The organism is Streptomyces sp. NPDC088354 (assembly GCF_044753585.1).
Lineage (GTDB): Bacteria > Actinomycetota > Actinomycetes > Streptomycetales > Streptomycetaceae > Actinacidiphila.
Window position 1 is genome coordinate 1 of the sequence record NZ_JBIVNJ010000076.1, and the last position, 15,310, is coordinate 15,310.

Genomic DNA, 15,310 nt, shown 5'->3' on the forward strand with positions numbered 1-15,310 from the left:
GGCGCATCTTCCGCCACGCCCGCTGCAGCCCCAACCGCCTGTCGTCAGCAGCCAAAGCCATCCTCACCCTGGAGAAGCAACGCTGAAAAAGCTCATTGAACCAGTATTCGAGGCCCAGTTCACCGAGGCGAGCTATGGATTTCGGCCGAAGCGGTCCGCGATCGACGCGTGCGAAGCAGTGCGTGTCGCCGCGAACCAGCGGCGGGAGTGGGTGTTCGAGGCCGATATTCGCGACTGCTTCGGCACGATCGACCATGAGGCGCTGATGGCCCAAGTGGCGCGGCGTGTGGTGGACCGGCCGATGCTGAAGCTGATCCGGGCCTGGCTGCGGATGGGAGTCCTGGAGTGCGGGGTGACCTCGCCTACCGGGGCGGGAACCCCTCAGGGCTCACCGATTTCCCCATTGCTGGCAAATATCGCACTGCACGTTCTCGACGAGGCGTGGCAGAACGAAGGTCGCCGGCTGAGGACGCTGGTGAGGTACTGCGATGATTTCGTAGTTCTGTCGCCGACGGGGCAACGGGCCGAACATGCCCATGAATTGGCGGCACGAGTGCTGGAGCAGCTCGGGATGCGATTGCACTCCGAGAAGACCGGCATCGTCTGCCTCACCCGAGGTGAGCAGGGCTTCGACTTTCTCGGCTTCCACCACCGGAAGATGGAATCGTGGAAATGGCGGGGCAGGTACTACTTGCAACGCTGGCCCTCGGGCAGGGCGATGCGGGTACTGCGGGACAAAGTCCTTGCGGCGACCGCTCGTTCGAAGACTGAGCGGCCGGTATCCGCCGTGGTCGCCGATCTCAACCCGGTCCTGCGGGGCTGGGCGGCGTACTTCCGTAACGGGAACTCCGGACGGAAGTTCAACGTGGTCGACGGCTATGTCCACGAACGGCTGGCGATCTTCGCCAGCGCGAAACCACAGACTCGCGGGCAGGAACTGGACTACCCGATTTACTTATGGGTGGATCACCCGGTTCGGTGTCTACCGTCTTACCGGAAACGTGCACAGGGCAACGGCGCATGCCAGCCGGTGAACGATGTCGGAAAGCCGTGTGCGGGAGAACTGCATGCACGGTTTGAAGCGGCGGGGACTGGAAACGGGGCGTCAGCCACCGCGCCAGTCCCCGACCCTACTTAGAATGACCAGAGGTAAGGAGAACTGAGAGTGCCTCCAGTTTGCAGTCCTGCTCCCTGACCAATGTTCACCACTGCAGAGGCAATGTAGCGGGAATCGTGGTCGAATACTCGAGCATCGACGGTGACCACAGAATTTCCCTTCACGCTCGTGCAGGGGGCGTTTTTCAGGACGATGTAGGCCGCCGAAGTTCCGTTAATCCAGTAAATGGTGTCAAAATTCGGCCCAGAGCAGAGCCGCAGCGTACCGGCAGAAACTGTGGATGCGGATGCGGATGCCGGAAGCCCCAATATGAGTGTGCCCGCTAGAGCCACTGCCGAAGCCGTGACGGTGCTCAGACGAACCTTGCTCGCAAGTCTCATTGTTCCCCTTAGTGAAAGACGATGGCCAGACCGGAGATTGGCAGTCGAATTTTCGAATACCCTGACTTACCGTCGTTCCCTCAGCTTAGCCATGAAGAGCGGTTACGGTGAATTCTCCTTGCCGGCAGTGCGGCAGTCGGCATCGAGGATGCATACGTCATGGGTGATCACTCAAATTTTCGACGAGCCACCGTGGACCGCGCTTTACGTGAGAATAGAAGAAATCATGACACCCCTATTGGGGCCTGCAGGAGGAGTTGCGTGGTTTCTCGTAGCCCAAGCGGGCGAGGGACGGTAAACTATTCCGCGGCAACATGTCCACCCAAAGCCTTACGTGAGCATCACCTAAGATGTCAGGCGGGCAATCGCGAAGTATTGAATTTCAACGTCACTTTTGGGAATGCGTGCGCCATTCGTTGCGGTCGGCCTTGCTGGCCCGGACTCATCACGCCGTCGTAACCAGCCCACCTGCACGATCATCTCACTCTGGTCCTGGCTGAGCACCGGCTGGCGGGAACAGCCACCTACACGACAGCCGACTCACCCCTGCGGGTCGGAAACAGCAGATGCTCAGTCACCTTATGACAGCAGAATTAACTCGCCCCTGTACTCATGACCAGGCGCCCTCATTAAAGGTGACGTATGGAGAGCCTGTGGCCTCAAAAATCTCCCAGGTGTCGTCCGGCTGCTGTTGCGGCATAATGTCGGCACGCAGACCGCCATTTATGCCGCCCTGATGCGTGGCCGAAAATGGGTACTCGTCGCATGAATCGTTCGGCACTTCTTGTGGCACCACTGGCTTCTAAAAGAAAACTCCACCCCGGGAATATCCGGGGTGCGTATCGTAGGTGTATGCGCATCGCGGGAAGCTAGTATCCAAAGTTCTGCGTCCACCGCAGCACTCCGTTTTCGTCCTTGTATAGTCCGACACCTATGCAGGACCTGCTCGCCCAGGGATGGACGATCAGCGCCATCGGACGCGAACTCGGACTGGCCCGCCCCACCGCCCGCCGCTACGCACGCTGCGAGAACCCCGAAGCCCTCGCCGACCGCGCCATCCGCACCACCCGGCTGGACACCTGGCGGCCCTACCTGATCAACCGCTGGAACTAGACGATTAGTTCCGATGTGGCTCAGTGGTCCCTACCTTGTTGATCGGGATGAGCGAGCCATTCGTACGGTTGGCTCACCCAGGGGTGTCGGGTGTGGCTTTCAGTGGTCTGCCGTCCGTGGCTTTCTACGATTCGCCGCCCGACGCCCCCCGACGACTCGGCTGCTGATTAGGAATCGCGATCCGATCGCTGAGTAGGGACTCGCCAGCGAGGTCGTCTGTGGTGCGGGTAAACAAACGACCCGTGGAGAGCGTGTGACAGCGATCTGGGCCGGCATCGACGCGGCAGGACCCACTATCACCGCGTGGTGATCGACGACACCGGCAAGCGGCTGCTGTCACGGCGAGTGGCCAACGACGAGCAGGAACTGCTGAAGCTCCTGGCCGACGTCCTCGTCCTGAGCGAGGAGGTCACCTGGGGCATCGACCTGGCCGACGGCGGCGCTGCCCTGCTGATCGATCTCCTGCTCAGCCACGGCCAGCACACGCTCTACATCCCCGGCCGAGCCGTCAGCCGCGCCTCCGAGGGCTACCGAGGCGAGGGCAAGACCGACGCCAAAGACGCCGCGATCACCGCCGACCAGGCCCGGATGCGCCGGGACCTGCACCCCCTGCGACCCGGCGAGGAACTGGTCGCCGAGATCAAGGCCCTCACCGGCCACCGCCGCGACCTCATCGATGACCGCACCCGCGTGATCAACCGGCTCCACAACCACCTCACCAGCATCTTTCCCGCCCTGGACCGGGCCCTCGACCTCACCAACACCGGCCCGTTGATCCTGCTGACCGGCTACCAGACCCCGGCCGCCATCCGCCGGACCGGCGCCCGGCGACTGAAGACCTGGCTGCGCAACCGCAAGGTCCGCGGAGCTGCCCAGCTCGCCGAGACAGCCCTGGCGGCTGCCGAGAGCCAGCACCAGCGTGACCGGGGAGAAGCCGACAGCCCAGCTCGTGAACACGCTCGCCAGGGAGGTGATGCGTCTCAACGAGCAGATCGCCGAGACCGACAAGCTCATCGCGGCCCGGTTTCGCGAGCACAAACACGCCGAGGTGATCGCCAGCATGCCCGGCATCGGGCCCCTGCTCGGCGCCGAGTTCCTTGCCGCCACTGGCGGCGATATGACGGCTTTCGACAGCCCGGACCGCCTCGCCGGGTTCGCCGGCGTCGCCCCGGCACCCCGCGACTCCGGGAAGGTCAGCGGCAACCTGCACCGGCCCAGACGCTACAGCCGACGCCTCCAGCGGGTCTTCTACACCTCCGCGCTGATCAGCATCCGCTGCTGCGAAGAATCCCGCCGCTTCTACGACCGCAAACGCGCCGAGGGCAAGCGGCACACCCAGGCCGTCCTCGCCTTCGCCTGCCGACGCGTCAACGTCCTGTGGGCCCTGTTGCGCGACGGACGGTGCTACCAACCCATACCCCCCGTCACGAACGCGGCTTGACAAAAGGATTAGGAATCGTAGGCGGTCAGTGACGTGGTGATGGGTGCGCCGATGGTGCGGTTGTATCAGATCGCGCAGGTCATGGCCAGGATTCGCTGGGCCACGCGGACGCCGACCCCTTCGATGGTTCGGCCCCCGTGCTGCTCGAGGTCGAGCTGGCCTTTGAGGGTGTCGTTGACCGACTCGATGAGCTGCCTCACGGTCTTGAGCAGGGCTTCCGCGGGCTGTTGGGTGCCGCGGTTGCGGTAGGAGGGCCTGAGCAGGCTGATGTCGCGTGCGGCGAGGAAGCAGTCGAGTTCGGCGGCTATGTAGCCCTTGTCCGCCAGGATGAGCAGGCCGGGCCGATGTGCTGACAGGTGGGTTCGTTGTCGATCAGAGCGGCCAGTATCTGACGTTCGTCGATCTTCGGGTCGGCCAGAGCCCAGGTGACCGGCAGCCCGGCCGGGGTGCACACCAGGTGCAGTTTCAGGCCCCAGTAGAAGCGGGAGTGGGACTGGCAGTAGCCGTAATTCGCCCAGCCGGCCAGGTCGGACCGTTTGACGCTCTGGCGTGAGCGGGCGCTTTCCACGGGCGTGGAGTCCACGATCCACACCGGGTCCACCACAGGTCGGTGTCTGCTGCCAGGGACCGGATGGCCTGTTTGACCAGGCCCAGGGCGGCCCGCAGGCGCTTGTTGTAAGCAGGTCGCTGGGGCAGATAGGGGAACAGTCCGTGCAGATGAGCGTGGGCGAAACGCAGCCAGCGGGCCTCGCAGTGGAAGCCCAGCATGGCTTGGGCAACGGCCAGGGTGACCAGTTCGGCGTCGGTCAGCCTCGGCGGCCGGCCCCGCCACCGCGAGGTCTTCAAACGGTCGTCGATGTGCACGTACAGTGCAGTCAAGAGGGTGTCTAATTCGGTCGTCACAACCCGATGTTGGACACCCTCCCTGACTCCTGAGAGGTCGTTAAGTCCCATTACAGATGATCTGGTGTCGCCCGTTCGGGGGTGATGGGACGGTTCCGTCCTCGTGTCATGGCGTGTACATGATGCGGTGGCTGACATGGAACGGATGCCGTACGCAACCGACTTGCCCGACGAACAGTGGGCGTTGATCGAACCGCTGGTCATCGGCTGGAAGCAGGAGCGGGTGGCACGGTCCGCGACCGGGCACCCGGGCTCCTGTGATCTGCGGGAAGTCGTGAACGCACTGCTCTACCAGAACCGGACCGGCTGTCAATGGCGGCTCCTGCCGCACGATCTCCCGGCCTGGTCAGCGGTGTTCTACTACTTCACCCTGTGGCGCGAGGATGGCCTTGACCAGCGGATTCAGGAGATTCTGCGCTGCCAGGTGCGGGAGCGGTCCAGACGATTAGAGGACCCGTCGCTGGTGATCATCGACACGCAGTCCGTCCGCGTGGCGGCCGGGGTGCCGAAGGTGACGACGGGACTGGATGTGAACAAGAAGACGCCTGGCCGCAAGCGTGGGCTCGCCGTGGACGTCATGGGCCTGATCATCGGCGTGGTGGTCCTGGCCGCGAGCGCACACGACAACGAGGCCGGCATCGCCCTGCTGGACCAGGCGGCCGAACGATGCGGGATGCGCCTGGAGAAAGCCCTGGTCGACCAGGGCTTCAAGGACGCGGTGGTCATCCACGGAGCGGTGAAGGACATCACTGTCGAGGTGGTCCGGCGCAACCCCGACCACCACGGCAGAGGCTTCGTCCCGCAACCGAAACGGTGGGTGGTCGAGCAGGTCAACGGCACCCTCATGCTCCATCGCCGCCTCGCCCGCGACTACGACCACCGACCCGACAACGCGGCCTCCCGCGTCTACTGGGCCTCCACCGCCGGCATGCTCCGCCGTCTCACCACCCCCACCCCCGCCTGGCGTGACGACGTGGAGCTGGCCGCGTGAACGTCTCCGAACTCCTGCGGCTGCTGCAGACCGAACATGACGAGACCACCGCACGTGTCGGCAACTTGCATGAGGAGATCGAGCGGCTTGCCACCGCCCTCGCCGAGGCCGAGGCCCGCCTGGCCGAGCTCGCCGCCACCCGCAAGGTCATCGAGGGCCTCACCCCGCCCGACTACGCACCGACGTCCGCGGAGACCGCCACCGTCTACCAGCGCATCGTGACTGTTTTCAACGAGCGCCCCGAGAAGGTGTTCCAAGTCCGCGACCTGCACGAACATCTCGGCCTGCCCACTGACGAGCCCTCGATCAACGTCACCCGTTCCCGCCTGGGACGACTCGTTCGCCAGGGATTCCTCGAGCAGCCCGGACGCGGCCACTATCAGAAACGGACTTAACGACCTCTGAGAACCCTGCATAACGACGGACTACCGGCGCAGGTCGCTAGCCCTGCTGTGCGCCAAGGGGGGTGACTTCAGATCGGTTGGCACGCAAGTTCTATAAGCTGGCACTCCTGTCCTGTAGGGGCGCCGCTCGCCGGTGCGAGGACATATCCAAAGATGGCGACCGGCATCGTGAATCGTGGCTGCTTCTGTCCGGCCGGTCGGGTCTGGTGTGAAAGGCGTCGTGGGATGCTTTGACCGCATCCGGGTCGATCGCTTCACGCGTAGTTGCCGGAAGTGCAGGGCGGCCCTGGGGCAGAAGCCTGGGGCCGCTGCTGGCTCCGCAGTGGCGGAGCAATAGCGGAGGGCCTCGCCGCTTCCTTCGGCGAGGCCCTCCGCTGCGTCGGTATCGAACGCAAACGCGACTTGCCCACGGACAGGGGGCCGCGCGCGGGCTTTGCCATGAGGGGGCAGGTAGACTGTAGCGTCCGCTGACGTCAAACTGCCTCATCTCTGGCGCAGTTGGCACGGAGTTCCTGTGGTGGCGGAATGTTCGGCACGCAGATGTGACGCCCTGGTACGCGGAGCCCATCCGTGATGACGCTCTTTGAAATCGGCCACCCCCTGCTCGGGGGTGGCCCCACACCTGCTCGCGATTCCCCAGCCGGGAGTTGATCTCCATGGGGCAGGGGGCCAGTTTGTTCCTCGGCTGATGATCAGGGCTGGTTCGCGATCCGCCGGCCGAGCTGTTCGAGGAGCTCCTGCAAGCTGGACGCGGCGACCTCGAAGTTGTCAAACCAGGAGGCCGTGGTGGACTTCCAGACTTGTCCGCTGTCTCCGAGCGCGAACAGATGGCCCCCGCCGTCGCTGCCGAAGACCAGCGCGATCGATTCCCCGTCAATTGGAGCGGAGCCGTACTCGCGGAAGTGTTCCGCCGTCGTCGCAGGTGAGTGGATGAAGTACCCGCTGTCGACGTCGGGCAGAGAAGCCTCGCCGATCACCCAGTAGAGCGTGGTCAGGTCGGAGGGGATCGGCGTCAGGTCCACGAGCGCGTCCGTCGCCTGGTGGCTGTCGTCGGTTGCGAGCCTCACGGCGTTGTGGCCGGGCGGGAAGCCGTGCGTCGGGAGGAAGGCCTGCGTCAGCTTCGTCAGCGCCGCGTCGGCCTGTTCCCACCACGACCGGACCCATTCCGCGTCAAGCCGCTCACCAGGCACGTTTCCCCCTCGAATGCGCGTGGGGCCCGCCGGCGCGAGCCCGGAAGAACATATCGGAGGACTGAGCCTTTCCTTCAGGCTGGCGAAGTAGAGCTGTCCGACTCCCAGTCGTGTCTGTATGAGCACGACTGGCGCCGTTATCGTGTCGGCTACTCGTGCCCGCAGCCGGGTCTGGTCCACCATCCGCATTTGGCGCAGCACTCGAAACTGGCACGGGTGAGGAAGCGGCGAATCATCGGCTGGGCGGGCTGGCCAGCGACTCCATGTGGCCAGTGTGGATCATTGGGGTGCCGACTGGATTGCAGCTTGAGAGGTGCCCAAGGGGCCCCGCTTCGCCAGCGGGGCCCCCTGCTGCGCCTTGCGCGAGCGCAGGACACGACTCGCCCACGGACGGGCGTCGCAGTGCTGTCCCTGGGAGGCAGCACGATGAACATAACACCCAAAAGCTACAGTCCAGCTAATTCCCAAGACAGTCGGCACGCAGCTTCTGTCTGAATGCGCATTCGGGCACGCAAATGCAATCTGGACCGCCGCGCACCACCGGGTCGTCACGACCAACCTCGTCACGGCGCCGCTGCAAGACCGCTGCTTTCGCAGCACCTCGATCGTCTCCGCCTGCTCGGCGGCCAGCCTCCCAGTAGGCTCTGCCGCACGATCGGGTGACATCTGAACTGGCTTGCCCTGTGGGGCGGGTGGGAAGGATGTCGCTGTGCCCAAGCCTTATCCGGAAGAGTTCCGCCAAGACGTCGTGCGAGTCGCGAAGAACTGCGGATCGCGATCGTGACCTGGATCGAGCGGACCTACCACCGCCGCCGCAGACAAGCCGCACTCGGCCGCCTGACCCCCATCGAATTCGAGACCGTCATGACCACATCGGCCCTCCAGGCCGCGTGACCGAACCTGACCTGCCCCACCTCTCAGGTTCCAGTTTTGGTGGCTAACTGACAGTCCTTCACGGAAGGCTGGCAGTCATGCCTCGTCCCTATCCTCCGGAGTTCCGGGCGCGCGCCATCGCGCTCATCCGCGCCGGCAAGCAGGCCAAACAGACGGCGGTGGAGCTCGGCATCCATCCCGTCACGTTGTCGAAGTGGTTGCGGCAAGACGACATCGACAACGGGCGGCGACCGGGAACGCCGTCGAGCGAGTCTGCTGAGTTGCGGGCCGCTCGCCGGCGGATCCATGAGCTGGAAACCGAGCTGGCGATCGTCCGGCAGACGGCGAAGTTCCTCGGTGAGGACAAGCCGGCCCCAAAAGGCTCTACCCGGTGATCGACCGACTCGTCGATGCCGGGGCACCGGTCAACAGGTGCTGCCGGATCCTTGGTGTCGCCCGGCAGAACTATTACAAGCACAAGCGCACACCGACCACGCCACGGCAGCTACGGCGAGACTGGCTGACCGGGCTGATCCGAGAGGTTCACGTCGCTTCCCGCGGCACTTACGGCTACCGCCGCATCCACGCCGAGCTCACCTTGGGCATGGGCATCCGGGTCTGCACCAGGACCGTGTCGGTGCTCATGACACAAGCCGGGATCCACGGCCTGCCCGGACCGGTGCGCATCAAGCGGCTGCGTGGCATCGTCACTGCCGAGGACCTCGTCAATCGCAAGTTCCATCGCTTGCGTCCCGACGAGCTGTGGGTCACCGACATCACGCAGCACCGCACCAGGGAAGGGTGGGTGTACTGCGCGGCAGTTCTGGATGCGTTCAGCCGCAGGATCGTGGGCTGGTCCATCGACTCACGGCAGGACTCCACCCTCGTGGTCAACGCGCTGGACATGGCCATCCGCAACCGCCGCCCCGAGCCGGGCGGGATCGTTCACGCCGATCACGGCACCCAGTTCACCTCCTGGGTCTTCGGCGAACGGATCCGCTCCGCCGGCCTCCTACCGTCATTCGGCACCGTCGGAGACGGCCTGGACAACGCGATGATGGAGTCGTTCTGGTCCTCCATGCAGATCGAGCTGCTCAACCGCAAGCGCTGGAAGACCCGGATCGAACTGGCCAACGCGATCTTCGAGTTCATCGAGATCTTCTACAACCGCCAGAGACGACATTCAGCACTGGGCTACCGCACCCCGATCGAGTACGAGCTACTCTCCGCACAAGACACCGTCCCCGCCGCCAGTTAGCCACCGCAGCTGGAACCCAAACTGTGGGGCAGGTCAACCTGTCACCCGAAACTGCATCAGACCCGTACTGCCCATCGATGAAGTCGACAGGCCCCCACACCCGACATAGTCCTGCCGCCTCCCCAGGTCTCGCCACACTCCCTCAATCAGGTCAGCGACATGGACCGGTTCCGGGACAACGCGGTCCGGAACAGACCAACTGCCCGTCGAGGAGGAGGTGCGGACGTCCAGCTCGTCCTCCCAGGTGCCGTGGTCGTGGCGGCCCGGCCCGGCAGCCCTGCCAGGACGACGGCGTCGGGGCGCAGGGCGCCCGCCTGGTCGGCGTGGCCGAGGAACGCGGCGATCGCGAGGGCGCCCGAGTCGGCTCCCACCAAGACTTGAGGGGGAGAAGGTCACAATGACGCAGCTGGTTGCCGGGAACGGGAAGCCGAGGTGGCTTGCAGGCTCAGCGCCACGATCAACGGCCATAGCGCCTGTGCTCCGGCCGCAAGCCGTTCCGTGAGGCCTACCAAGCCACCGGCCTGCTGCGTGATCCCGAACCACACGACGAGGGTGAGCAAGGTCAGTCCCGCCACAACTGTGAGAGGACGTCGCAGCGTTCGTGGTGCGCCGCTAGGACCAGTCGGGGCGAAGAACGGCCAGATGGCCAACGAGAGGAAGGCGATGGTCGCAAACACCGCGTGAGCAGTCGCCTTTGCCGGCAGTGGGAATGCCGCGACCAAAACGGTCCCAACACCGCCGAGCGCTATGAGTAGACGGCTGATCCGGGAGATTTCGGTCAGGCCAACCGCCGTGCAAAGGTAAGCGAAACCGGTGCCTATGAGCGCGACCGTCATGACACCCCGATGGGTTGCGTCTAGGGCAGCCAGGGCACTGATCGTATCCCTCAGCGGGTCGAAGGCTGGCGCCTGTAGTTGTTCGGCGAGGGTCCAGCCTCCGATCAGCAGTATCGGCGCTGCGGCGGAGGAAAGAACAGTGAACGATCGCACAGGTACTCCAGCGTAGTGGTAGGGCCAGACAGGTGGTTCCGTCTGGGGGCAACTGCCGTTGCTGCTGGCCACTGCGAGGTCGCGTAGCCCGGTCAGTTTCGGGCGGTGGTTGGCGAGCCAGCGTCCGATCGTCAGGTCCAGCGCATCGCCGTGGATGCGGGGCGGCAGTCGCCAGACCGTCGTTTCCGAAGGTAGTCACCGCTCGGGGGCAGCGGGTCGAGGCGTATGCGGAGGCGTTCCAGGATGTGCAGGGGGGCGTTGTCGGGGTACTGAGTCATGTGCCCAGTTGGGTACGAAGTGGCGTGCTCAGTGGTTGAGGTGGTCGCTGGAAGCCACTGAGCTCAAGAAGCGGTGGCGGGGCGGTGGTAAGCGATCCGGCAGCGTGTGGACCAGGAGCTGGCGGGCCGGAGTCGTTCACCGTTCGCGCGAGCGACGACGAGGTTGCTGTTCTCGAAGCTGACCCGGTCGCCAACTGCCAGGAACAGGGGGCTGGTCAGCTCGAAGGCGTATCCGTCATCGGTTTCGAGTTCGTTCACGAGTACCAAGCGCGAGGCGGCGGTGCTCCCATCGGCGATCAGATGCATGACTGGATGATCCCAGGCGACCGCAGCCGCCGCGAAGGGGATTGCTCAGGCGACGTCGGCGTCCCCGTCGATGGCGGCGAGTCGGTTCTTCAGCCGGTAGCTGGGCCCGTTGACCGGGACGACTTCGCAGTGGTGGAGGAGCCGGTCGAGGACCGCGGTGGCCAGGACCTCGTCACCGAACACCTGTCCCCATTCGCCGAAGCTTTTGTTGGAGGTCAGGATGATGGAGCCTTTCTCGTAGCGCTTGGAAACCACTTGGAAGACCAGGTTCGCCTCAGCGCGTTCCAGGGGCTGATAGCCGACCTCGTCCACCACGAGGACGCCCGGCCGCAGGTAGGTATGCATCTTGCGGGCCAGGCGACCGATCGCGTCGGCGGTCTTCAGGTTGCGGACCATGTCGTCGAGGGTCGTGAAGTAGACGCTGAAGCCGGCCCGGCAGGCGGCGACTGCAAGCGCAACGGCGATATGTGTCTTGCCGACTCCGGGCGGCCCCAGCAGAGCGACGTTCGCCTTGGCCTCAACAAACGACAGAGTGGCCAGGTCCTTGATCTTGCGTGGGTCGAGCTCGGGCTGGAACGAGAAGTCGTAGTCGTCCAATGTCTTGTGGTGCGGCAGCTTCGACAGCCGCAGGCCCTGGCGGAACCGGCGTTCGTCGCGGACAGCGAGCTCTTCTCCGAGCACCAGGTCGAGGAAGTCGAGGTAGCCCATGGTGGCGGCGTCGGCCCGGTGGGCGAAGGAGTCCAGTTCCGCAGCGAGATGGGGCAGGCCGAGCTTGGCGGCGGTGGTGCGGATGCGCTTGGTGACCAGCTCGTTCAACGCAAGTCCTTCGGCATGTCGGGGATGGCGGTGGTGAAGGGGCGGGTTCCGGTGAGCTGGTCATAGACCGACAGCGGCCGGCCTCCGACCTCGACCTGGGCGGCGGTGGCCTGCTTCAGCAAGGTCTGCAGCGGGCTGGCCTCCTCCTGCAAAGCGGCCTCGCGGCGGGGCCGGACCAGGGCCCAATCGCCGGTGGTGACGCGGTGCGTGTGGCCGTCGGGCAGGCCGTCCCAGTGGGTTTCGTCGACCACGCGGGCGCCCCGGCCGCCCGCCCGCGGGTGGGAGGCCAGCAGGGTGCCGCCCTCGGCGTCGGGGACAGTGGCGTGCAGGGCGACGGTGGCAGCCGAGGCCCGGATCTCCACGAGCTGGTGGTGGCGAACCTTGCGGGCCGGCACCGAGTACAGGTTGGCGTCGAAGGCGACCAGACAGTCCTTGCCGACCGGCCGCAGGTGCCGCTTGGTGACGATGTAAGAAGTGGGCGGGAGCGGCCGCAGTGCGAGGTGATCGCGGACCGCACGGATCCCGATGACCTCGCCGTGAGTGCGGTGCGTGCGCGAGCGGCGCATCGGCACCCACGCGGTGAACGCGGCGTCCAGCTCGTCGATGGAGGAAAACGCGCGGCCGGCAAGGACATGGTCGCGGACGGTGGCGAGCTGGCGCTCGACACGGCCCTTGCCCTGTGGCCGGTAGGCGGCCAGCACGTCGATGTCGAAGTCGTAGTGTCCGGCGAACGCGACCGCCTCCGGATGCAGCGGCACTGCCTCACCCGGGGCGACGTGTCGGCGGACCACGGTCTTGGTGCGGTCGTAGACGATCGCTCCGGGTACACCGCCGAAGTGCGCGAAGGCTCGGCGATGGCAGTCAAAGAACGTTGCGATGTCCAGGCTCGTGGTGAAGCAACAAAAACGGGTCCCGTGAGTAGGACAGCACCATGTGGAAGGAGTAGACCTTCGGGACCCCCAGGTGTGCCAGGATTCGTCCTTCGTCGCCCCAGTCGACCTGGGCCTGGGCTCCAGGGACCACTTCAAACCGGCGTTGCAGGCCAGCCAGTCTACCTGGCCCAATGCCCAGCTCGGCAGCGATCCTGGGGCGAGCCTCTTGCAGTAGAGCTGATCCGCTGGTAGTTGCCCGTGAAGCGTAGTCCCTGACGAGTCGCTCGTGGACCACCGTGCCCTTGATAAGGATCTCGGCTCGCAGCATGGCGTCAATCAGCGGGGCGACCCCCTCCACCACCTGCCGGCGAGTGCCTCGACGCGTACTCGCGCTCGGCGGAACGGGCGGTGCCTGATCGGACAGGTACTTGCGGACGGTCCGGCGGTTCAGACCGGTCTCACGGGCGATCTCCGAATCGGTCATCGCGCCCGACTGATGCAGAGCCCGAAAGCGCCGGAGCTCCAACCAGCGTTGCGGGTCCAAAACCACCCTCAACCGCCTTTCACACCTCCAGCAGGACACGCGAAAGACTGCCGATCACCACCTCACGACACGCCAAGGACCTGAGCACGTTCACTCGTACGTGGCTGAGCAGATGAGTTCGTACCCCGACAGGCGTCGGCGATGCACGCTTGACTGCCAGCACAGAGGTCGCCCCCGCCAGAACGGCGCACGCGGTCAGCGCGAGCACGGCAACCTGAGCGTGCTGTAGGCCGAGTGGGTCTCGCGGGTCGGGCACCTTGGCCAGGCGCACCAGCAGTGATCGTCCTTCAGGCTGTGGTCCACCCATTTCAGCGCGATGAAGTAGCGGCTCAGGCCACCGTCCCACCCCGAGTCGAGCATGCGCACGATGTTGGGATGGTCCAGCAGCTTGAGGGAAGGGGTCTCCCGCTCCAGGAACGTCTCCACGGCCGTGGTGTCCTCGTCCTGCCGCAGCAGCTTGATCGCCGCGTACTCCCCGTCCGACGGGCCGAAGGCCTTGCGGACCTCGGACGGGCCACCGGCTCTCAGCTCGTCCTTCAACAGCACGAACCGACCATTGATCGTCTGCCTGTCTGTCACACACCCTTTACAGCCAGCGGCCCAGGGCTGCCGCCCCCTGACGGACATCCTGCCAGTCCAGGTCACGTACAGTCAGGGGGTGCGCCAAACGTGCCGAGCCTCGCGCCATCGGCCGGGCACGGGCGCCTGATTGCGGGATGCGAGCCGTTCTCGCCAACCACGTGCGGTGCACTCTCGACCGGCTCGCTATCCCCGTCATCGGGTGGGCCGTGGGACAGCCTGGCGAGAGTTAACCGGCAGTTCCGGCCGGGACGTCAACGTCCGGCTCGGGAGCGGTGGCGCCGACAGCGCCAGACTGGGCGCTGGCGGTGTAGAAGACGGTCTTGCCCTGCTTATGCCTGGCGATACGGCTCTTGGCGACCAGTTGCTCCAGAGCGTTGCGGACCACGGGATTCTGCGCGTTGCGATCGGGGTGCCCTGCGGCGAGGGCGGCGGTGACCTCGGCGGCGGTCCGAGGCTGCTGGTGTTCGTCTAGCAGAGCGACGATCAGGGAGCCCAGGGTTGGCGAGCTGCCCCTCCCGTCCTGCTTGGTCCGCGAAGCTGGGCGGCTGCCCTGAGTGGCCTTCTTGCCGCGGCTTGTGCTCCCTGCCCGGGAGTGTCGTGCGGCACGCGGCGCAGGGACTGCCTGCGGCAGGGCGCCGCTCTCGTCCTGAACAGCATTCGGTGAGTCGTCCGGCCCCTCAGCGCTGGACTCCTCCGAGCCAGGTGCATGCGCCTGGCCGTTCAGGGTGTTTTTGAGGCCCGTCAGCCATACCGCCTCCTGCTGGAGTCCGGCCAGATGTTCCTGCCATCGGGCGATGGCGTCAGCGGCGTCCTGTTGGGCGCTTGCGTTGCGTGCCAGGTCCTCATCCAGCCGGCGAAGGTACTCCTGCTGGATCGTGGCTTCTTGGCTTGGGGCGGTAGGGATCTCCAGGGACATACGCGGCTCGCTCTCCTTATTCCGGGTGTGTGTTTCCGGATGGTAACCCTCTCGGACCTCAAGGAGGCGGGGGAGACGGAAACAGCACCGCACAGGCGAAGCCGGGCGTCGTGCAGATGTTGTTCGTTTGGGCGGCGGATGTGCCATTCGGCGGCCTACTGTCGGGACAAAAGCGGAAACGTATGGTGAGGTTGACGGCGGGACACTTGCGTGCAGGCAGGATGTACCGTCGCGGGGGGGCGGGGGGCCGGGGCCCCCCCGGGGCGGGCAGCCCCCGCGGCGGGTGTTCAGGCCACCGGGGACGGCGCGACCCTGGGCCCGGCGGGGATGTAGGGGT

The 15,310-nt window shown here is 65.5% G+C and carries 11 protein-coding genes and 5 pseudogenes; 7 read left to right on the forward strand and 9 right to left on the reverse strand.

What is annotated here, in order from left to right; genetic code table 11:
• From ACIP98_RS40500 to ACIP98_RS40510, 3 genes and pseudogenes are all read left to right on the forward strand, one after another.
• On the forward strand, positions 1 to 1,138 hold a 1,138-nt coding region (locus tag ACIP98_RS40500; RefSeq protein WP_401981604.1), incomplete at its 5' end, for a reverse transcriptase domain-containing protein.
• Positions 1,139 to 2,430: 1,292 nt separating this feature from the next.
• Positions 2,431 to 2,610, forward strand: coding sequence for a hypothetical protein (locus tag ACIP98_RS40505; RefSeq protein ID WP_401981607.1), 180 nt, complete (start codon positions 2,431 to 2,433; stop codon positions 2,608 to 2,610).
• Between the two features lie 253 nt (positions 2,611 to 2,863).
• Positions 2,864 to 4,051 (forward strand): annotated as a pseudogene (locus tag ACIP98_RS40510) (IS110 family transposase).
• 65 nt (positions 4,052 to 4,116) lie between these two features.
• Here ACIP98_RS40510 and ACIP98_RS40515 read toward each other — a convergent pair.
• Positions 4,117 to 4,954, reverse strand: a pseudogene (locus ACIP98_RS40515) (IS982 family transposase).
• Between the two features lie 136 nt (positions 4,955 to 5,090).
• Here ACIP98_RS40515 and ACIP98_RS40520 point away from each other — a divergent pair.
• Together ACIP98_RS40520 and ACIP98_RS40525 are read left to right on the forward strand one after the other, a co-directional pair.
• Positions 5,091 to 5,945, forward strand: coding sequence for an IS5 family transposase (locus tag ACIP98_RS40520; RefSeq protein ID WP_401981609.1), 855 nt, complete (start codon positions 5,091 to 5,093; stop codon positions 5,943 to 5,945).
• Entirely contained in the window at positions 5,942 to 6,340 is a 399-nt protein-coding gene (locus tag ACIP98_RS40525) for a hypothetical protein (RefSeq protein WP_401981612.1), read from the forward strand. The genes ACIP98_RS40520 and ACIP98_RS40525 overlap by 4 nt, the downstream gene beginning before the upstream one ends.
• Before the next feature lie 701 nt (positions 6,341 to 7,041).
• Here the strand turns inward: ACIP98_RS40525 and ACIP98_RS40530 are convergent.
• Positions 7,042 to 7,722, reverse strand: a complete 681-nt coding sequence (locus ACIP98_RS40530; protein ID WP_401981615.1) for a hypothetical protein — start codon at positions 7,720 to 7,722, stop codon at positions 7,042 to 7,044.
• Between the two features lie 558 nt (positions 7,723 to 8,280).
• Between ACIP98_RS40530 and ACIP98_RS40535 the strand changes: the two are divergent.
• Both ACIP98_RS40535 and ACIP98_RS40540 read left to right on the forward strand, forming a co-directional pair.
• Positions 8,281 to 8,433, forward strand: a pseudogene (locus ACIP98_RS40535) (IS3 family transposase); the annotation flags it as partial.
• A 77-nt stretch (positions 8,434 to 8,510) separates the two neighbouring features.
• Positions 8,511 to 9,670 (forward strand): annotated as a pseudogene (locus ACIP98_RS40540) (IS3 family transposase).
• A gap of 146 nt (positions 9,671 to 9,816) precedes the next feature.
• Here the strand turns inward: ACIP98_RS40540 and ACIP98_RS40545 are convergent.
• The 7 genes and pseudogenes from ACIP98_RS40545 to ACIP98_RS40575 all read right to left on the reverse strand — a co-directional run bounded on the left by ACIP98_RS40545 (position 9,817) and on the right by ACIP98_RS40575 (position 14,973).
• Positions 9,817 to 10,044: a hypothetical protein gene (locus tag ACIP98_RS40545; RefSeq protein ID WP_401981618.1), complete on the reverse strand. Its 228-nt coding sequence runs from the start codon at positions 10,042 to 10,044 to the stop codon at positions 9,817 to 9,819.
• Between the two features lie 18 nt (positions 10,045 to 10,062).
• Complete coding sequence (locus ACIP98_RS40550; RefSeq protein WP_401981621.1) at positions 10,063 to 10,659, reverse strand: DUF998 domain-containing protein; 597 nt, start codon at positions 10,657 to 10,659, stop codon at positions 10,063 to 10,065.
• A gap of 341 nt (positions 10,660 to 11,000) precedes the next feature.
• A complete protein-coding gene (locus ACIP98_RS40555; protein ID WP_401981624.1) occupies positions 11,001 to 11,243 on the reverse strand; it encodes a hypothetical protein in 243 nt (80 codons plus the stop codon).
• Between the two features lie 45 nt (positions 11,244 to 11,288).
• The gene (gene istB, locus ACIP98_RS40560) at positions 11,289 to 12,059 is read right to left on the reverse strand and encodes an IS21-like element helper ATPase IstB (RefSeq protein WP_401981627.1); all 771 of its coding nucleotides are present in this window, start codon (positions 12,057 to 12,059) and stop codon (positions 11,289 to 11,291) included.
• Positions 12,056 to 13,481, reverse strand: a pseudogene (gene istA / locus ACIP98_RS40565) (IS21 family transposase). The gene istB and the pseudogene istA overlap by 4 nt, the downstream one beginning before the upstream one ends.
• A gap of 189 nt (positions 13,482 to 13,670) precedes the next feature.
• Positions 13,671 to 14,021: a hypothetical protein gene (locus ACIP98_RS40570; RefSeq protein ID WP_401981630.1), complete on the reverse strand. Its 351-nt coding sequence runs from the start codon at positions 14,019 to 14,021 to the stop codon at positions 13,671 to 13,673.
• A 262-nt stretch (positions 14,022 to 14,283) separates the two neighbouring features.
• A complete protein-coding gene (locus ACIP98_RS40575) occupies positions 14,284 to 14,973 on the reverse strand; it encodes a hypothetical protein (protein ID WP_401981633.1) in 690 nt (229 codons plus the stop codon).
• Positions 14,974 to 15,310 lie beyond the last annotated feature (337 nt).

Bases quoted from the DNA above. Each gene is read 5' to 3' on its own strand.
- ACIP98_RS40530 (WP_401981615.1), bottom strand. From the start codon at position 7,722: ATGGTGGACCAGACCCGGCTGCGGGCACGAGTAGCCGACACGATAACG.
- ACIP98_RS40505 (WP_401981607.1), top strand. From the start codon at position 2,431: ATGCAGGACCTGCTCGCCCAGGGATGGACGATCAGCGCCATCGGACGC.
- ACIP98_RS40575 (WP_401981633.1), bottom strand. From the start codon at position 14,973: ATGTCCCTGGAGATCCCTACCGCCCCAAGCCAAGAAGCCACGATCCAG.
- ACIP98_RS40555 (WP_401981624.1), bottom strand. From the start codon at position 11,243: ATGCATCTGATCGCCGATGGGAGCACCGCCGCCTCGCGCTTGGTACTC.
- ACIP98_RS40520 (WP_401981609.1), top strand. From the start codon at position 5,091: ATGGAACGGATGCCGTACGCAACCGACTTGCCCGACGAACAGTGGGCG.